14 protein-coding genes, 1 pseudogene and 2 riboswitches are annotated in these 15,567 nt (G+C 37.9%); of the genes and pseudogenes, 6 read left to right on the top strand and 9 right to left on the bottom strand.

What is annotated here, in order from left to right; translation table 11 throughout:
- Window positions 1–33 precede the first annotated feature (33 nt).
- Window positions 34–225, top strand: a riboswitch (Lysine riboswitch).
- 141 nt (window positions 226–366) lie between these two features.
- Window positions 367–1,848 (top strand): amino acid permease, encoded by a 1,482-nt coding sequence (locus BIV60_RS19545; protein ID WP_071357387.1) that lies wholly within the window; start codon window positions 367–369, stop codon window positions 1,846–1,848.
- A 36-nt stretch (window positions 1,849–1,884) separates the two neighbouring features.
- On the opposite strand, the gene BIV60_RS19540 is transcribed toward BIV60_RS19545, so the two are convergent.
- The 4 genes from BIV60_RS19540 to asnS form a co-directional block, all read right to left on the bottom strand.
- Window positions 1,885–2,154 (bottom strand): hypothetical protein, encoded by a 270-nt coding sequence (locus tag BIV60_RS19540; protein ID WP_071357390.1) that lies wholly within the window; start codon window positions 2,152–2,154, stop codon window positions 1,885–1,887.
- 5 nt (window positions 2,155–2,159) lie between these two features.
- A complete protein-coding gene (locus tag BIV60_RS19535; protein ID WP_071357386.1) occupies window positions 2,160–2,543 on the bottom strand; it encodes an SHOCT-like domain-containing protein in 384 nt (127 codons plus the stop codon).
- Window positions 2,544–2,915 (bottom strand): DUF2089 domain-containing protein, encoded by a 372-nt coding sequence (locus BIV60_RS19530; RefSeq protein ID WP_071357385.1) that lies wholly within the window; start codon window positions 2,913–2,915, stop codon window positions 2,544–2,546.
- Between the two features lie 171 nt (window positions 2,916–3,086).
- Window positions 3,087–4,478 carry an asparagine--tRNA ligase gene (asnS, locus tag BIV60_RS19525; protein WP_071357384.1) on the bottom strand — a complete coding sequence of 464 codons (1,392 nt, stop codon included), beginning with the start codon at window positions 4,476–4,478 and terminating at the stop codon, window positions 3,087–3,089.
- Window positions 4,479–4,880: 402 nt separating this feature from the next.
- On the opposite strand from asnS, the gene BIV60_RS19520 reads away from it, so the two are divergent.
- On the top strand, window positions 4,881–5,111 hold the full coding sequence (locus BIV60_RS19520) for a hypothetical protein (protein ID WP_071357383.1): 231 nt from the start codon (window positions 4,881–4,883) through the stop codon (window positions 5,109–5,111).
- Here BIV60_RS19520 and BIV60_RS19515 read toward each other — a convergent pair.
- Window positions 5,108–5,578 (bottom strand): GNAT family N-acetyltransferase, encoded by a 471-nt coding sequence (locus tag BIV60_RS19515; protein WP_071357382.1) that lies wholly within the window; start codon window positions 5,576–5,578, stop codon window positions 5,108–5,110. The two genes, BIV60_RS19520 and BIV60_RS19515, sit on opposite strands and share 4 nt — an antisense overlap.
- 155 nt (window positions 5,579–5,733) lie before the next feature.
- On the opposite strand from BIV60_RS19515, the gene BIV60_RS19510 reads away from it, so the two are divergent.
- Window positions 5,734–5,877 carry a BA3454 family stress response protein gene (locus BIV60_RS19510; protein ID WP_071357381.1) on the top strand — a complete coding sequence of 48 codons (144 nt, stop codon included), beginning with the start codon at window positions 5,734–5,736 and terminating at the stop codon, window positions 5,875–5,877.
- Window positions 5,878–5,922: 45 nt separating this feature from the next.
- Here BIV60_RS19510 and helD read toward each other — a convergent pair whose 3' ends face one another.
- Window positions 5,923–8,241 (bottom strand): RNA polymerase recycling motor HelD, encoded by a 2,319-nt coding sequence (helD, locus tag BIV60_RS19505; RefSeq protein ID WP_071357380.1) that lies wholly within the window; start codon window positions 8,239–8,241, stop codon window positions 5,923–5,925.
- Between the two features lie 378 nt (window positions 8,242–8,619).
- On the opposite strand from helD, the gene BIV60_RS19500 reads away from it, so the two are divergent.
- Window positions 8,620–9,153 carry a YceI family protein gene (locus tag BIV60_RS19500; RefSeq protein WP_071357379.1) on the top strand — a complete coding sequence of 178 codons (534 nt, stop codon included), beginning with the start codon at window positions 8,620–8,622 and terminating at the stop codon, window positions 9,151–9,153.
- A 603-nt stretch (window positions 9,154–9,756) separates the two neighbouring features.
- Window positions 9,757–12,159, top strand: a complete 2,403-nt coding sequence (locus BIV60_RS19495; protein WP_083402337.1) for an immune inhibitor A domain-containing protein — start codon at window positions 9,757–9,759, stop codon at window positions 12,157–12,159.
- An 87-nt stretch (window positions 12,160–12,246) separates the two neighbouring features.
- On the opposite strand, the gene BIV60_RS19490 is transcribed toward BIV60_RS19495, so the two are convergent.
- The 3 genes from BIV60_RS19490 to BIV60_RS19480 all read right to left on the bottom strand — a co-directional run bounded on the left by BIV60_RS19490 (window position 12,247) and on the right by BIV60_RS19480 (window position 14,765).
- Window positions 12,247–12,735: a L,D-transpeptidase family protein gene (locus BIV60_RS19490; protein ID WP_071357378.1), complete on the bottom strand. Its 489-nt coding sequence runs from the start codon at window positions 12,733–12,735 to the stop codon at window positions 12,247–12,249.
- Between the two features lie 59 nt (window positions 12,736–12,794).
- Entirely contained in the window at window positions 12,795–14,297 is a 1,503-nt protein-coding gene (locus BIV60_RS19485; RefSeq protein WP_071357377.1) for an aminotransferase class V-fold PLP-dependent enzyme, read from the bottom strand.
- A gap of 120 nt (window positions 14,298–14,417) precedes the next feature.
- Window positions 14,418–14,765 (bottom strand): hypothetical protein, encoded by a 348-nt coding sequence (locus BIV60_RS19480; RefSeq protein WP_071357376.1) that lies wholly within the window; start codon window positions 14,763–14,765, stop codon window positions 14,418–14,420.
- 374 nt (window positions 14,766–15,139) lie between these two features.
- Window positions 15,140–15,217, top strand: a riboswitch (glycine riboswitch).
- Window positions 15,218–15,301: 84 nt separating this feature from the next.
- Between BIV60_RS19480 and BIV60_RS29235 the strand changes: the two are divergent.
- Window positions 15,302–15,391: pseudogene (locus BIV60_RS29235) on the top strand (ACT domain-containing protein); the annotation flags it as partial.
- Window positions 15,392–15,567 lie beyond the last annotated feature (176 nt).

Raw genomic sequence — 15,567 nt, 5'->3', positions numbered from 1 at the left:
TATATTAACTTAATATTTAAATCCTCATCAAACCGATGGGGTAGAGGTCGCGGATTTTAATAGTAAGACGGACGAGATGTGAGAGACATCTTTGACTCCGTTTGAAAGGAAAAGCCGCCGAAGCATGCTTTTGTCTCTTAAAAAAACATGCTGGGTCTGTCTCCGAATAGGAACAGAACTGTCATGATTAGACCTACCAGCTAATCATGTTGAGCTATCTTTCGGAAGGTATGATGCGGGGTATTGATATGCCACTGAATCTGCTTCGGTGGCATTTTTTATATTCCAAACTCCTTCCCAACTAGAAAAGTGACTGCTTCTTTGTTAGAGCCATCACTTAACTGTAAAAGAAAAGGAGTTAAGATTATGCAAACCGCACGTGTATTAAAAGAAAATACGAATGCTGATATTCTTATTTCAAATGAAGAAAAATCAGGATTAAAACGCAGCTTAAAAGCTCGTCACCTTACCATGATTTCTTTGGGAGGAACCATCGGAACGGGGTTATTCCTTGCCAGTGGCGGTGCAATTGCTTCTGCTGGTCCTGGTGGTGCACTTCTTTCCTATCTAGTAATTGGTTTAATGGTTTACTTTTTAATGACAAGCCTTGCGGAAATGGGCGCCTATATGCCGGTTGCCGGCAGTTTCAGTACCTATGCAAGCAAATTTGTCGATCCTTCATTGGGATTCGCACTTGGATGGAATTATTGGTACAACTGGGCCATTACGATTGCCGCTGAATTAGCAGCTGTAACAATGATTATGAAGTTCTGGTTCCCGCACACTCCCTCGATTTTATGGAGTGCCATTTTCTTAGCCATTATGTTTCTATTAAACTTTATTTCTGTAAAAGGCTTTGGCGAGGCTGAATATTGGTTCTCCTTAATCAAAGTTGTTACGGTTATTATCTTTATTATTACTGGTACCTTAATGATTTTTGGTATTATGGGTGGACATGTGATCGGCTTTAAAAACTTTACTGTCGGTGATGCTCCATTCCATGGCGGTTTTATGTCCATGCTTGGGATTTTCATGGCAGCAGGCTTCTCCTTCCAAGGGACTGAACTTCTTGGAGTGGCAGCCGGCGAAACAGAAAATCCTGAAAAATCAATCCCTCGTGCTGTTAGACAAGTTTTCTGGCGTATTCTATTATTCTATGTGTTAGCGATTTTAGTTATTGGATTCTTAATTCCTTACACGAACAGCAACTTAGCAAATAGTGACGTTACAGTTAGTCCATTCACTCTTGTATTCCAAAAAGCAGGTATTGCGTTTGCAGCATCTGTCATGAATGCAGTTATTTTAACAGCAGTTTTATCAGCAGGAAATTCAGGTATGTACGCTTCAACCCGTATGCTTTGGGATTTAGCCCGTCAAGGTAAAGCGCCAAAATTCCTTGGAAAGTTAAATAAAAATGGTGTACCTGTTAATGCGTTAATTGTTACTACCTTAGTCGGTTGTCTTGCCTTCCTTGCCTCCCTTTTTGGAGACGGCACTGTATATGTTTGGTTATTGAATGCTTCCGGTATGTCCGGGTTTATTGCATGGCTTGGAATTGCGATTTGTCATTACCGTTTCCGTAAAGCCTATGTTGCACAGGGTAAAGACTTAAACAATCTTCCATATAGATCAAAGTTTTTCCCATTTGGTCCAATCTTCGCCTTTGTCGTTTGTGGAATTGTTGTTTTAGGACAAAACTACTCAGCATTTATGGGTAACCACATCGATTGGAATGGTGTCTTAGTCTCCTATATTGGATTGCCTTTGTTTATCATCTTATGGCTTGGGTACAAATTTACGAAGAATACAAAATTAATTCCTCTAAAAAAATGTGATTTGAATAACTAAAAGCACGCGTGCGTGCTTTTTTTATGCATATAAATATTACAGCCTCACAGTTACTTCTGTTCCATCCTTTAACCTAGTTTCGACCAATACTAATCCTTTTTGTTCAGAAAGCGCACGCAGCAGCGGCTTTAAATCTTTTCTGTCTATTTTCGGAACTTTAAAATGTTTGCCTTCTTTTTCTATAACTTTATTTACATACCTTAATATTCGTTTTGAGGTAAGGATTGCACTAATCATGGTTAATAAGGCGTAAGGTACCGGTACAGAAAAATTGCGGTCTTTTGTTTTAACTTTTACTTTTAGCATGGGCATCACTCGATCGTCACAAATACTTTTTCACCTTTGGGCGAGGTGATATCGACAATCTGACCATCCACTTCATTTTCAATTGCATCGATTAAAAGGTCAACATTTATATCCTTTACATATTTCTCTGCTTCGGGGATTTTTTCAGCAATGCTTGTTCCCACTTTTAATACAGCCTTAACTAGCTTAATTGTCAGATTCACATTCACATTGTCCCCTTCTTCGGAGGTAACTCTGATTTTGAGCATTTTATTAAGGTAGGCTGTTTCTTTTCTTAAGTAAACGGGAGTTTCTTTACCTTGCAACACATTAATTAATTCCGTTGCCTTCTCTTTATCCAGCTTCCCTTCCTCAACCATTGTTAACACCCGTGAAATTTCCTCTTTCATTTATGACTCCCCCTCTTTAATTAACTGAATGGCTTCTTCTGCGGAAATTTCTCCTTTTTCAAGCATTGAAACAATTTTTTTCTTATCAATTTGGGTGTTCTTTGCTGCGCTATAACCCAATGAACCTATTATTTCATCCAATTTTCCACGAACGGTTGGATAAGAAATCCCCAGTTCCTTTTCAACTTCTTTAATGTTTCCACGGCATTTTAGAAATATTTCAATGAAATGTAGCTGTTCCTGAGGAAGTGCAGCAAATTTTGATAACTGAAATTCATTCTCCACCGTAGTATGGCAATGAGTACATTGTAGTTTAGTTATGGTTAATTGTTTACTGCATACCGGACAATTCGAAATCAGTGGATAAGGCATATTAATCCCCTTTCCTAATTTAACCTTATCATACAACACCTTTTTTAAAAAATAAATTAATCAATTGAATTTATTTATAAATTTTAAAATATAAATTGATTTATTTAATATCATAATTAATTTTATTTTTGCTCCCCAAAAAAATAAGGAGCCAAACGGCCCCTTTTGCTATTAAAAATCTGCATTTCCTGTTGTTCTTGGGAATGGAATGACGTCTCTGATATTGGACATACCTGTTAGATACATGATTAAGCGTTCAAAACCTAAACCATATCCGGAATGTTTGGTTCCACCGTACTTGCGAAGCTCTAAATACCACCAATAATCTTCTTCATTCATTCCCATTTCCTTAATTTTTGATGAGAGAATTTCTTCTCGCTCTTCACGCTGACTTCCGCCAATCAGCTCGCCGATTCCGGGAACTAGTAAATCAGTTGCAGCAACCGTTTTTCCATCTTCATTCAATCTCATATAGAAAGCCTTAATTTCTTTCGGATAATCAGTAACAAATACTGGTTTCTTAAAGACTTTTTCACATAAGTAGCGCTCATGCTCAGTTTGTAAGTCAAGTCCCCACTCAACCGGATAATCAAATTTTTCTCCTGATTTTTGTAAAAGCTCAATTGCCTCCGTATAGGTTACACGGCCAAATTCAGCAGTATGAGCATTATTTAAACGATCTAACAAGCCCTTTTCAATAAAACTGTTAAAGAAGTTCATTTCTTCCGGTGCATGCTCAAGAACATAGCCAATCACATATTTCACCATTTCTTCGGCAAGATCCATAATATCAGGGAGTTCAGCAAACGCAATCTCCGGCTCAATCATCCAAAATTCAGCAGCATGCCTCGCTGTATTGGAGTTCTCTGCTCTAAATGTTGGTCCAAATGTATACACATTACGGAATGCCAACGCAAAAGCCTCCGCAGATAACTGACCACTTACGGTAAGATTGGTTTCTTTACCAAAGAAATCCTGAGAGTTATCTGTCTTTCCTTCTTCATTTTTTGGAAGGTTATCCATGTCCAAGGTTGTTACTCTAAACATTTCCCCTGCACCCTCTGTATCACTGCCGGTGATAATTGGCGAATGGACATAGACAAAGCCTTTTTCCTGGAAAAATTGATGTACCGCATGTGAAGCCAAAGAGCGAATACGGAATACCGCTAAGAATGTATTTGTTCTTGGGCGTAAATGAGCAATGGTTCTTAAATACTCAAATGAATGCTTTTTCTTCTGCAATGGGTAATCTACATTTGACGTCCCTTCAATTGTGATCTCAGTTGCCTTAATTTCAAATGGCTGTTTAGCCTGTGGAGTATGGATAAAATTACCGACAACCTTGATAGAGGAGCTTATTGGAAGCTTGGCGATTTCTTTAAAATTATCCAATTGTTCGTCAAATACAATTTGAACCCCTTTAAAAAAACTTCCATCATTTATTTCAATAAAACCAAAGGTTTTTGAATCACGGATTGTACGAATCCAACCGGATAATTGGACTTTTTGATCAATATAGTTTTCTGTATTTCTGTACAAATCCTTAATTAAGGTATTTTTCATTGCGTTAGACCTCCTGAAACTTGTATTAAGAAAGGCATAAGTGCCTTGGTCAGGGGCGACAAGCATAAGACGAGCCAGCGGGAAAGTTGCTCTTTAACCTTCTTGCCGGATTGGCTTATGACCTAGAGCCCCTGGACGCTTGCGCTAGACAAGTAAAAAAACCTCCCATCCCAAGCGGGACGAAAGGTAAATCCACGTCAAAAGTTTTTCTTTTATCCCTTCAATATTATATAAAATATTCCCTCTAAAAAACAACCTTCAGGAAATTTACCGAAAAGTTTTTAAATAATCAGATTCATATCGTCGCATTTTTTGCAATTTTCCTAAAAATCAGCAGGAGTTTTTAGTTTAAAGTCGAAATAGTAAAGAATCATTCGATTCTTGATTTGAGGAGTGGTTCTTGTGGATAAAGTTACGAGTATTTCTTTTCTTCTTTATGAATCTACAAATAGTCAAGACATCAAAGAAAAAGCCATCCAATTATTGAATGGCGATGTATCACTGAGGGAATTGAAAAAAGATCGTTCCATCAAGCATTACCTTGTCATTGCAGAATCATTATTAAAAAAAAATAAAATCGACAAAAACTTAGTTCATAAATTTGCCGAAGAGTTTATGATACTAGAGGTTTAGTCTAATAAATTCTTTTCATAGCAGAAAATTTCTATGTTGTTTTTCCAATGTTTTATTTTTAAAAAAGTAAATCCTAATGCTTTCCAAAAAGAATGTGCCCTTATATTATCTTTTATTACACCAATGCGAACAATTTGGACACCTCGTTTAATCATCTCATTTTCATACAGTTGAAACGCCTGTAAACCAAAGCCATATCCTTGATAATCATTGTGGATTATTAATAGTCCCAACCAAGGGAAATGATCTTTTGGATTTTCCATCAAGTAATCTAGGATACCGATATACGTGTCATCTAATTTAATAAATACACTGGTTGATTGAGGATTTAGAAATTCAATTTCCATATCATCAATTGTTCTTGAGACATTGCCGTTTTCAAGTCGATTATAATCTGGATTTGAGTTGATAATCTCAAGCGCAATATAAAGTGTTTCTCGGGTAATCTCTTCAAAATACATCGACATAATCCAACCTCCGTTCCAATATACTTTATCAATCATTATAACAAATCTGTCAAAAACAATTCGAAATCTCATGTCATAACGGACAATCCACCAACATAAAATGATTTGTTTTGATTTTGCCAGAGTACTATTCCAGATTAAGAAAGGTGATTTTTATGCTACAAATTAATGTTATGGTAACTTACCAAGGAAAAAACTATTTAACCAATGTAATTACAAACCGAAATACATCTGATGAAGAAATATTTCGGTTAGCATATGAACAAGTACAAAAGCAATACGAAAGAAAAGATACGTAAAAGGAGCAGCATTCAAAGCTGCTCCTTTTATATTTGGCTTATATACTAGTCAATGATATAAGCGGACTTGGGTATGTCTTTCATCAGCGGACAAAGACCTTCGGTTGCCAATAAGTGAAGTTCATGCATCGCCCTTGTACAAACCGTATAAAAAAGCTTTCGTTCTTGTTCATGTTTATATTGTGAGCTATCGTAAAGAATGACAGCGTCAAATTCAATTCCTTTTGCCAAATAAGAAGGAATAACCAGGATTCCCTTCTCGTACGAAATCGTGCCTTTTTCGATTAAATGAAGTGGTATTTTGCCTTTCAACGCTTCGTATGCTGCCCTGCTTTCTTTGTCAGTCCTGCAAATAACGGCTATTGTCCGGTGACCACCTCTTTGTATTTCTTTAATTTTTTCGAGAACGAATTCATGTATCCTTGCTTTTTCCACGTTCCTAACCACTGGTTTTTTCCCTGATCGGTTAAAGGGTTCGATTTGTTCTCCCCCCTCGATCAACGCACGAGTAAACTCAACAATCTCCTTGGTCGAACGATAGGTTTTTGTCAAAAAAATCCGCTCAACCTCATCGTTGCTAATATTATGGTCGGTCAAAACCGTCGCTGAACCAGTTGCGCCAGAGAAAATGGCCTGATTAAAGTCACCTAGGAGCGTCATTTTACTATAGGGAAATAACTTCTGAAGAAAGGCAAATTGAAAAGGTGTATAGTCCTGAGCTTCATCAATAAAAATATGCCGAATCGATGTGTTCGAAGTGCGTCCCTCAATCAAATCCTGCAAATAGACAAAAGGCGTGGCGTCTTCATATGCAATTTCTGACTTTTTCAGTTTTTTTACCGTTTGAGTACAAATTTGAGTCCAAACATCAGGAACAGTCCCATCAGAATTTTCTTCAAAAAGCTGCTCATATATGGCAGGCATATCAACAAATTTCATTTTTTTGACTTTAGCAAAAATAGGTTTAAATTTTTCTTTCACCACCATATCCGCAAGCAGCCTTTTCTCCGAATCATAATCATCAAAGCTGTTTTCGGAAAAGCGATTGTTCGCTTGTAATGTTTTGAATGCTTCGAGAAAATCTTCCTTATCCAAAAATTGCATTTCCTCTTCGACCCAGCTTTTTGATCGTTCTTTTCTCACTTTTCTCTTCAATTCTCTTAGCAGCCATTCCTTTACTAACTGCATGCGGTTGGGGATAGAGTAGGATGGATCCAAGGAATAAAAGTAATCGTAAATTGCCTCTTTTGAAAATAGCACGTCACCTCTAAAGGTTAGATCCCGGAAGATTAAACCTTTCTTCGACAGTTTTAACGCGTATAAATCAATGGCTTTTTTAAAAGCTAGGCTCGCTTTGTAGCGAATGCCTTCGACCCTTGCCGAAAATTGCTTCCTATCTCCCCCATTAAGCAAATATTCCATTTGGGAAAATGGGTCTTCCACTTCAAATTCTTTCGTAAGCCGGTGGTTCAAATACTCCTGAAAGGTTACCTGCTGCATATTTTCTTCCCCTAATTCAGGAAGGACGGTAGCTACATAGCTATTAAATAATGGATTGGGAGAAAACAGCATAATATTTTCCGATTTTATTGTTCCGCGGTAACGGTAAAGCAAATACGCCACCCGTTGCAAGGCTGCAGAGGTTTTTCCACTTCCAGCAACACCCTGAACAATCAACAGTTTGCTCCGCTCACTTCGGATAATTTTATTTTGCTCCTTTTGGATGGTGGCAACGATACTTTTCATCTGTGTACTCGCATTATTCCCAAGCACTTCTTGGAGCATTTCATCGCCAATGGTAACACCGGTATCGAACATTCCTTTAATTTCCGATGCTCGAATGATGAATTGCCTTTTTAACTTCATTTCTCCCTTAATGGTTCCTTCAAGTGTTTCATATTCAGCAGGGCCAGGGGGATAGTCATAATAAAGACTAGAAATGGGAGCACGCCAATCATAAATCAAAAAATTTTCATCTTGTTCATCCATAAAGGAAGCAATTCCAAGATATACTTGGTCAGGGGACTTTTCCCCTGTCTCCCAAAAATCAATCCTGCCAAAATAGGGAGAATATTTTAATCTCGCTAAGGTATTTAACTGTTTATCTATTTGCTTATGTGTCCGCTCTCGTTCTGATAGTAATTCAGCTTGCTGCTTCATACTTGCGGCTGTCTCTATAACATCATCAGGTTCATCTAAATTAACGGTCACATCTTCCCAGAAAGTCTTACGTAACTCGAGTACGTCCGAGCTGACATTACCGGAACTTTGTTTTAACTTTTTTGCCTTTTTTTCAACTTCTTTTACAACAAAATCTACACGGTCCTGTTCCGTTTGCCAGTCCTTGTTTCGTAAATCGCTCATCGAACCACTCTCCAGAAAAAATTTGGCCTATTTCTTTGACAATTACTTTAAAATGTGATAATGTTATTATAGGATATTTATATATAATTATTATTTTTATTAAATAGACCAATAATTATCTTAACATGCAGCTTTTTAATATTCAACCTATATTTCTAACTTAAAACGCCAAATTGGCGTTTTTTTTTGTTTCTCTATAGTATTTGAATTTCCTCCTCTTTCATTCTCCGTTTCCTTGTTTGGTTCGATTGAAAAATCGCAAAAAATTTTGAAAAAACCAATTGACAATTAAGGTTGACTCAACATATAATTTATCTTGAATTAAGTTATTATAATTTCAAGATAAATATTTTCAAATGAAATTGGAGGAGAAATAAAATGACAAAAACAAAATGGTCTCTCGATCCAGTACACAGCAGTGTAGATTTTTCTGTTCGCCACATGATGATTGCAAATGTGAAAGGTACTTTCAACAAATTCAGTGCAACAATTGAAGCAGATCCTGCTGACTTAACAACTGCAAGCATCGAATTCTCAGTTGAAACAGCAAGTGTAGACACTCGCAATCAAGATCGTGATGGTCACTTAGTATCTGCTGACTTCTTTGATGCAGCAAATCATCCAAATATGACTTTCCGTGCTTCAAAAATTGAGAAAACTGATGACGGCGAATACAATGTTACCGGTGATTTAACATTACGCGGTGTAACTAAACCGGAAACTTTCGCGGTGACATTTGAAGGACAAGGAAAAGATCCATGGGGAAATGAAAAAGTCGGTTTCAGTGCACAAGGCACTATTAACCGTTCAGACTATGGTTTGGTTTGGAATGCAGCACTTGAAACCGGCGGCGTTCTTGTCGGTGATAAAGTAAAAATTAATTTACAAATCCAAGCTGCAAAAGCTGAATAATATAAAAAGATAGGGCAGTTCAGTTGATGAACTGCCCTTTTTAATATTAAGGCTGTGGTAAATTTGTCTGTTGATTTCCGCTCCAGGCACTTCGCGCATCTTAGGGGGGGCCGGGGATCCTCCTCGTCGCATGCGCTCATGTGGGGTCTCCCCTGCCCCGTACTCCCGCAGCAGTCTTCGTGCCTTCCGCTCCAATCAACAAAGTTAAAAATCAATAATGTCATTTAACAGAACCAAAATTAAAAACCCTCCAATTTTTAACAACTATTTCTATAATAGAATAATATTATTGCCTATTTCAAAATTATCCACTGCCAAAATTTAATTATATGAACACCCTATTCACCCATACTTTAAAGCAAAAAAGTGTTTTTTATAAAAACTCTTCGGTTTCAGCACATTTCTCCTTTTCTTTAAAATATATTATCCCGACAAATTAATAGTGTTTAACCAAAATTTTTAAATTTCCCGCTAAAACTAATTCTAATTTCCCATTTTTTGTTACTAAATGAATAAATTTGGGGAAATTTTCTTATTGTCTTGTCCTAATTTTCAAAATATTATGGAATTGTATCAAAAAAAAACAGTTTAGGGGGAATTTGGTTGAAAAAGCTTTTAAAGACTGGTCTATCTACAGCAGTGATTGCTGGTACATTGTTTACCGGTTTTCCGGGAAACTATGCTAGTTCTTCTAGCATAGAAATACTACATAAAAGCCCTAGTGTTGCCTCACAGTCACATAGTTCACTAGACTTATCTGTAGTAAATGAAGACAAATTACTAGATTCACTTATCAAACGTGGAGTGATTTCTAAAAGTGCCTCTACTGCTGAAAAGCAAAAGGCTTTGCAAAACTATTTAGAATTAAAAGGCAAACAAGACAAAGTAACTCAGGCTGATCCGCTAGCTGCTAAGGTCAAAGCAGCCGATGCAAAAAAACAGCGGAAATTTAAAGATTTTAATAACGGGCTTTTAAAAGGGAAAGGGAACAAATACGGACAGTTAAAAGGAAATCCTGATCCAGTAGAAGAGGAAGCATCTCCTGGGATACAGAAAAAAGGGAAACTATTAACTTTGATGGTTGAATTCTCTGATGTTCCTCACAACACTCTTAAACCGAGTGAAACTGATAACTATTATAAAGATTATAATACCGAACATTATGAAAATATGATATTTGGCAAAAAGGGCCAATATAAAGGGCCAAATGGTGAAGATCAAGTTTCACAGAAGCAGTTTTATGAAGAACAATCAGGCGGTACTTATACAATTGAAGGAAAAGCCTATGGTTGGTTAAAATTACCTCATACAGCAGCATATTATGGTGCCGATAATCCTTCAGGTGGTCATGATAATGTAACACCAGGTGGTTCTAAACAACTAGTTAAAGATACTCTTGATGCGGCAAAAGCTGCAGGTGTCCCTCTCCAAGACTATGATTTAGAAGATCCACATGATTTAAATGGTGACGGTAACTTCTGGGAGCCAGATGGATTAGTAGACCACTTACAAATCATCCATTCCGGTATGGGGCAGGAAGCTGGCGGCGGTTCCTTAGGTGATAATGCGATTTGGTCGCATCGCTCAGCGGTTTTCTATGATCCGGATGGGCTGGGAAAAGGTTTGCCTGGTTTCTATGACTATACAGTAATGCCTGAAGATGGAGCAACCGGCGTATTCGCTCACGAATATGGACATGATTTGGGACTTCCAGATGAATATGATACTCAATATTCTGGAACCGGTGAAGCAATCGGCTACTGGTCCATCATGGCGAGTGGTTCATGGGCTGGTAAAATCCCAGGTACAGAACCGACTGGATTCTCTCCATTTGCGAAACAGTACTTCCAATCTACACTTGGTGGAAAATGGACAAACCCTGCCGTTGTAAATTGGGATGATGTTTCTACCAAGGGAACTCAATTCTTACTTGACCAGGCCAATTCTCCACTTGGAAAAAATAATCAAGCAATCCGTGTGAATCTCCCTAAAAAAATAACACCGATTAACACTCCTACTGGAAGCTATGAGTACTGGGGTGGGCAAGCGGATCTTTCTGATACAAACATGGTTACCGATGTTGATTTAACAGGTAAAAACTCGGCGACATTAACGTTTGATGCTTGGTATGATATTGAACCTCGATGGGATTTTGCTTTTGTTCAAGTTTCTACTGATAACGGTGCAACTTGGAAATCATTAGGGAATAATAATACCCGTTCTGACGTAGTTCCAGAGGGTTATCCAACCATTTTAAACTCTATGCCTGGTTTTACCGGAAGTACCAATGGCAAATGGCAGCCACAGTCATTTGACTTATCAGGGTATAAAGGTCAGAAAATCAAACTTCGCCTTCGCTATGCAACAGACTGGGGAAGTTCGTATACCGGATTCTTTGTAGATAATATCAAGGTTGTTGCCGATGGTCAAACTTTAGTAGATGATGGTGCAGAAAATACAACTTCACCATTTACATTAAACGGATTTACAAAAGAAGATGGAAACAAATATAGCGACCACTACTATCTATTAGAATGGCGTAACCAAAAAGGGGTTGACGAAGGTCTTGCGCACATAAAACGCGGTCAATCATTAATGAGCTATGATGGAGGTTTAGTGGTTTGGTATGTTGACGGCAGCTTTACTGATAACTGGACAGGTACTCATCCAGGTGATGGATTCCTTGGTGTAGTTGATGCGCACTTGGGTAATGACCTGCAATGGCTGTTAAGCAACAGTACCACTGCAGAAGCAAGCACTCGCTACCATATTGCCGATGCAGCCTTTAGTTTAGATCCTACATCTGGTCTAAATATTGATTATCCAGGGGTACAAACATTAACTGCTACAAGTCAGCCAGCTGTATCATTATTTAATGACAGCAACTCTTTCTTAAACACATTTATGCCAGATGCTGGCCGGAATATCGGTAAGTATGGGCTGAAAGTTCGTGTTAACGGTGAATCCAAAGACAAATCTGTCGGTTCAATCGTAATCTACAAATAATTTAGTTATCCTGCCTTCATTTTTGGAGGCAGGATTTTTGTAAAAAAGGCCGATTCATTGTGAATTGACCTTTTTTTAAGCTTTTTATTACTGATGAATAACCACACGTGTCCCATTCGGAATAGTGTCGGCAAGTTGCAGAACATCCCGGTTGTACATTCTTACACTGCCGTGGGAAACTGCCTTTCCAATAGAACTTGGTTTATTTGTCCCATGAATTCCATAACCTTGTTTTGATAGCGAAAGCCACATGACTCCAAACGATCCTCCCGGATTCATTTGCCGGTTTACAATCACATACTCACCCGTTGGGGTAATAGTCAAAATCTTCCCAACTGCGATTGGAAAGATTTTCATTAACCTTCCATTATGATATAATGCTAGTCTTCTTTTGCTAACTGAAACATCAATTGAATATGGAATCGTATTCGGGTCAGGCAGGCCTGGGATTTGGACTTTTTGACCGATTTGTAAATGTCCAATTCCAGGGTTTGTTGCATAGAGCTGTTGAAAATTTACCCGGTAGTCCGCGGAAATAGACGCAAGTGTTTCGCCGCGCTTTACTGTATGAATCATGACTTCCCACCTTTTTTCATTAGCATATGCCCGGACAAGGAAGCCGTTGCCTGAAAAAATTATTCCATTCGAAACAGCGGAGCCATATCCTCACGAATGTGGTGGATGTAAAAATAATCATTGCTTGCTGAATCATACACATAATCCTTTTTCCAAATGTCAATATTCGCGATGATTTCTTTTATTGCATGAATAAACAACCAAATTTCCTCATCTTTCATAATCGGGTGTAACGAAAAACGGACCCATCCAGGTTTTGAAGATAAATCTCCTTGGTCAATTTTTTCTGTTATTTGCTTTGATGCAGGCTGATCAATTTGATATAAATAATGCCCATAGGTGCCTGCACAGGAACATCCACCTCTTACTTGAAATCCATATCGGTCATTTAGCAGACGGACAATTAAATTATAATGGATATTTTCAATGTAAAAAGAAATGATTCCTAAACGGTTCTGTATGTGACCGTCTAATATGTGGAAGGTTGGAATTCTATCAAGCTGCGGAAGAAGGATTCCGAGCAACTCTTTTTCTCTTTTTAATATGTTTTGAACACCCATTCGATTTTTTAAATTCAGACAGAGAGCAATACGGATTGCTTGCAATATCCCGGGTGTTCCCCCATCCTCTCTAAGTTCAATCTCCGGAAAATAGTGATGTTCCCCCCAAGGATTGGTCCAAAGTACCGTTCCTCCCCCTGGATGATCAGGTACCATATTTGTATAAAGTTTTGAATCAAAAACGAGTACCCCGCTAGTGCCCGGTCCCCCCAAAAACTTATGAGGCGAGAAAAATATTGCGTCCAGTTTTTCCAAAGGATCATCCGGATGCATATTGATTTTGACATAGGGGGCAGATGCGGCAAAATCGACAAAACATAATCCCCCATGTTTATGCATGATTTTTGCCAATTGATGATATGGGGTTTGAATTCCCGTGACATTCGAACAGGCCGTGAAAGACCCTATTTTCAATGGCCGGTCACGATATTTGTTGAGAAGCTGTTCCAATTGTTGCACATCAATATCTCCTGATGTGGTAGGTGTTAATAGGACAACTTCACCAATTGTCTCTAGCCAAGAAGTATGATTTGAATGATGCTCCATATGGGAGATAAAAATTATGGGTCTCTCTTTTTCCGGAATTTGCACATTCCCCTTCAATTTTTCAGGAATTCGTAATCCTAAGATGCGTTGAAATTTATTCATTACCGCAGTCATTCCAAAGCCGTCAAGGACGACTGCGTCCTGTTCATCCGCGTTGACATGCTCTTTTATGATCTTTTTTGATTGTTTATAGATGGCGGTCATCATTAAACTTGTTGTATTGGATTCCGTATGGGTATTCGCCATAAATGGACCAAATACCTCGGATATTTTCCGTTCGATTGGGCGGTAGAGGCGACCGCTTGCCGTCCAGTCAGTATAAATGATTTTCTTCATTCCATAGGGTGTTTCAAATTCATGATTAATTCCGATAACTTGGGAACGAAATCGCTGAAAATATTCCTCCAGGTTTTCTGGCAGCTTGTAGGTTTTACTGCCAATCTTGGCGGTGATCATCTACTTCACCTCTCCTCTATCCTGTTAATCAATATATGCAAGGTGAATTAAAGCGGGTTCCCGTTTCTTTGGCATGAAAAAAAGCAGCTTTATTCTGACCAAGCTGCTTTAACGATATATTTATGAAACATTTAATTTAGCAGTTTCTTTCCGGGTGACTTCGTCAATTTTTTGGATAAACATTTGAAAAACTCTGCGTTTTTCTTCGAGGTCACGTATGTATTCTTTTAATTGATTATAACTTTCTTCAAATGGCTTATGGTACATTTGCCGGATATTTTCAATAATTTCTTCGTTTACAGTGGATTGAATGACTTGTTTGGTAATGTTATATTTATACGAATAAACCTTTAACTCCTGTGCAACCTCTTCATATTCTTTATCGATTTCACCAAGGAAATTAGATATATCATCCTTCCACTCATCTAATGATTTTTGCAAATAGGATTTTACCATTGTCTCTTCCATAAAAAACCCCGCCTTTTAGCATTTTATTTAAGTATAGCTTTGTTTGTTTACATAATAATTTCCGTTCGTTTACAAAAAAATTATTTTTAAATCATCATAAACTTACGAAATTGTTAACATTTTTTTCATCTGTTTTTAATCATTGCGGTTTATGATGTGTATTGTAGGTCACAGTTGTCCGGGCTTAAAATACTCTGGTTGAGAGTTCACATGATGGAATGAGTTTTTGGCTATGATGCTAAGCTCGAACAACGGCCACGCCAATTTTCTACTTTTAAGTGGGAAATTTTTTTATTGACTGAAATCTTTTTCCTGGTTTAGATTTGTTTAATTCAATAAAGCAGGCGATGATGGTTGTGGGTCAAACTATAACCGGAGCAGCTTCTAGAGAGACCGCTTATTCGCGGCGCCGAAGGATTCACAATCTCAGGCAAAAGGACAGAAGAGAACGTTGTACATAAAAACTACACACTCTTCTTACCCGTGAGATTGGAATATTCCAATCTTTTTTAATTTTATTCATAGAGATGGAAGAGATGGAACGAAGACGAGCAGTTGTAAGTGTAATCGGAAAGGATCAAGTAGGCATTATTTCAAGAGTAACAACCATACTGGCAAACAACAAGGATCCCGGCACCATTTACAGGCATTGATTAACTAAAGTAAAAATAGTTGAGGAGCTGACAATTGGATGTTCCCTCACTCAATTGTCGGTTAGCCTTCTCCTAATGTCGTAAATCTCAATTCCATTATCGTTTACCACTGTCCAATTGTCGTATATCCCCCTCCTATTAAAAAAGCG

The sequence above is a fragment of the Bacillus sp. MUM 116 genome (assembly GCF_001866655.1).
In the GTDB taxonomy this organism is placed as follows: Bacteria; Bacillota; Bacilli; order Bacillales; family Cytobacillaceae; genus Neobacillus.
This window is presented reverse-complemented; position numbering and strand designations above follow the sequence as displayed.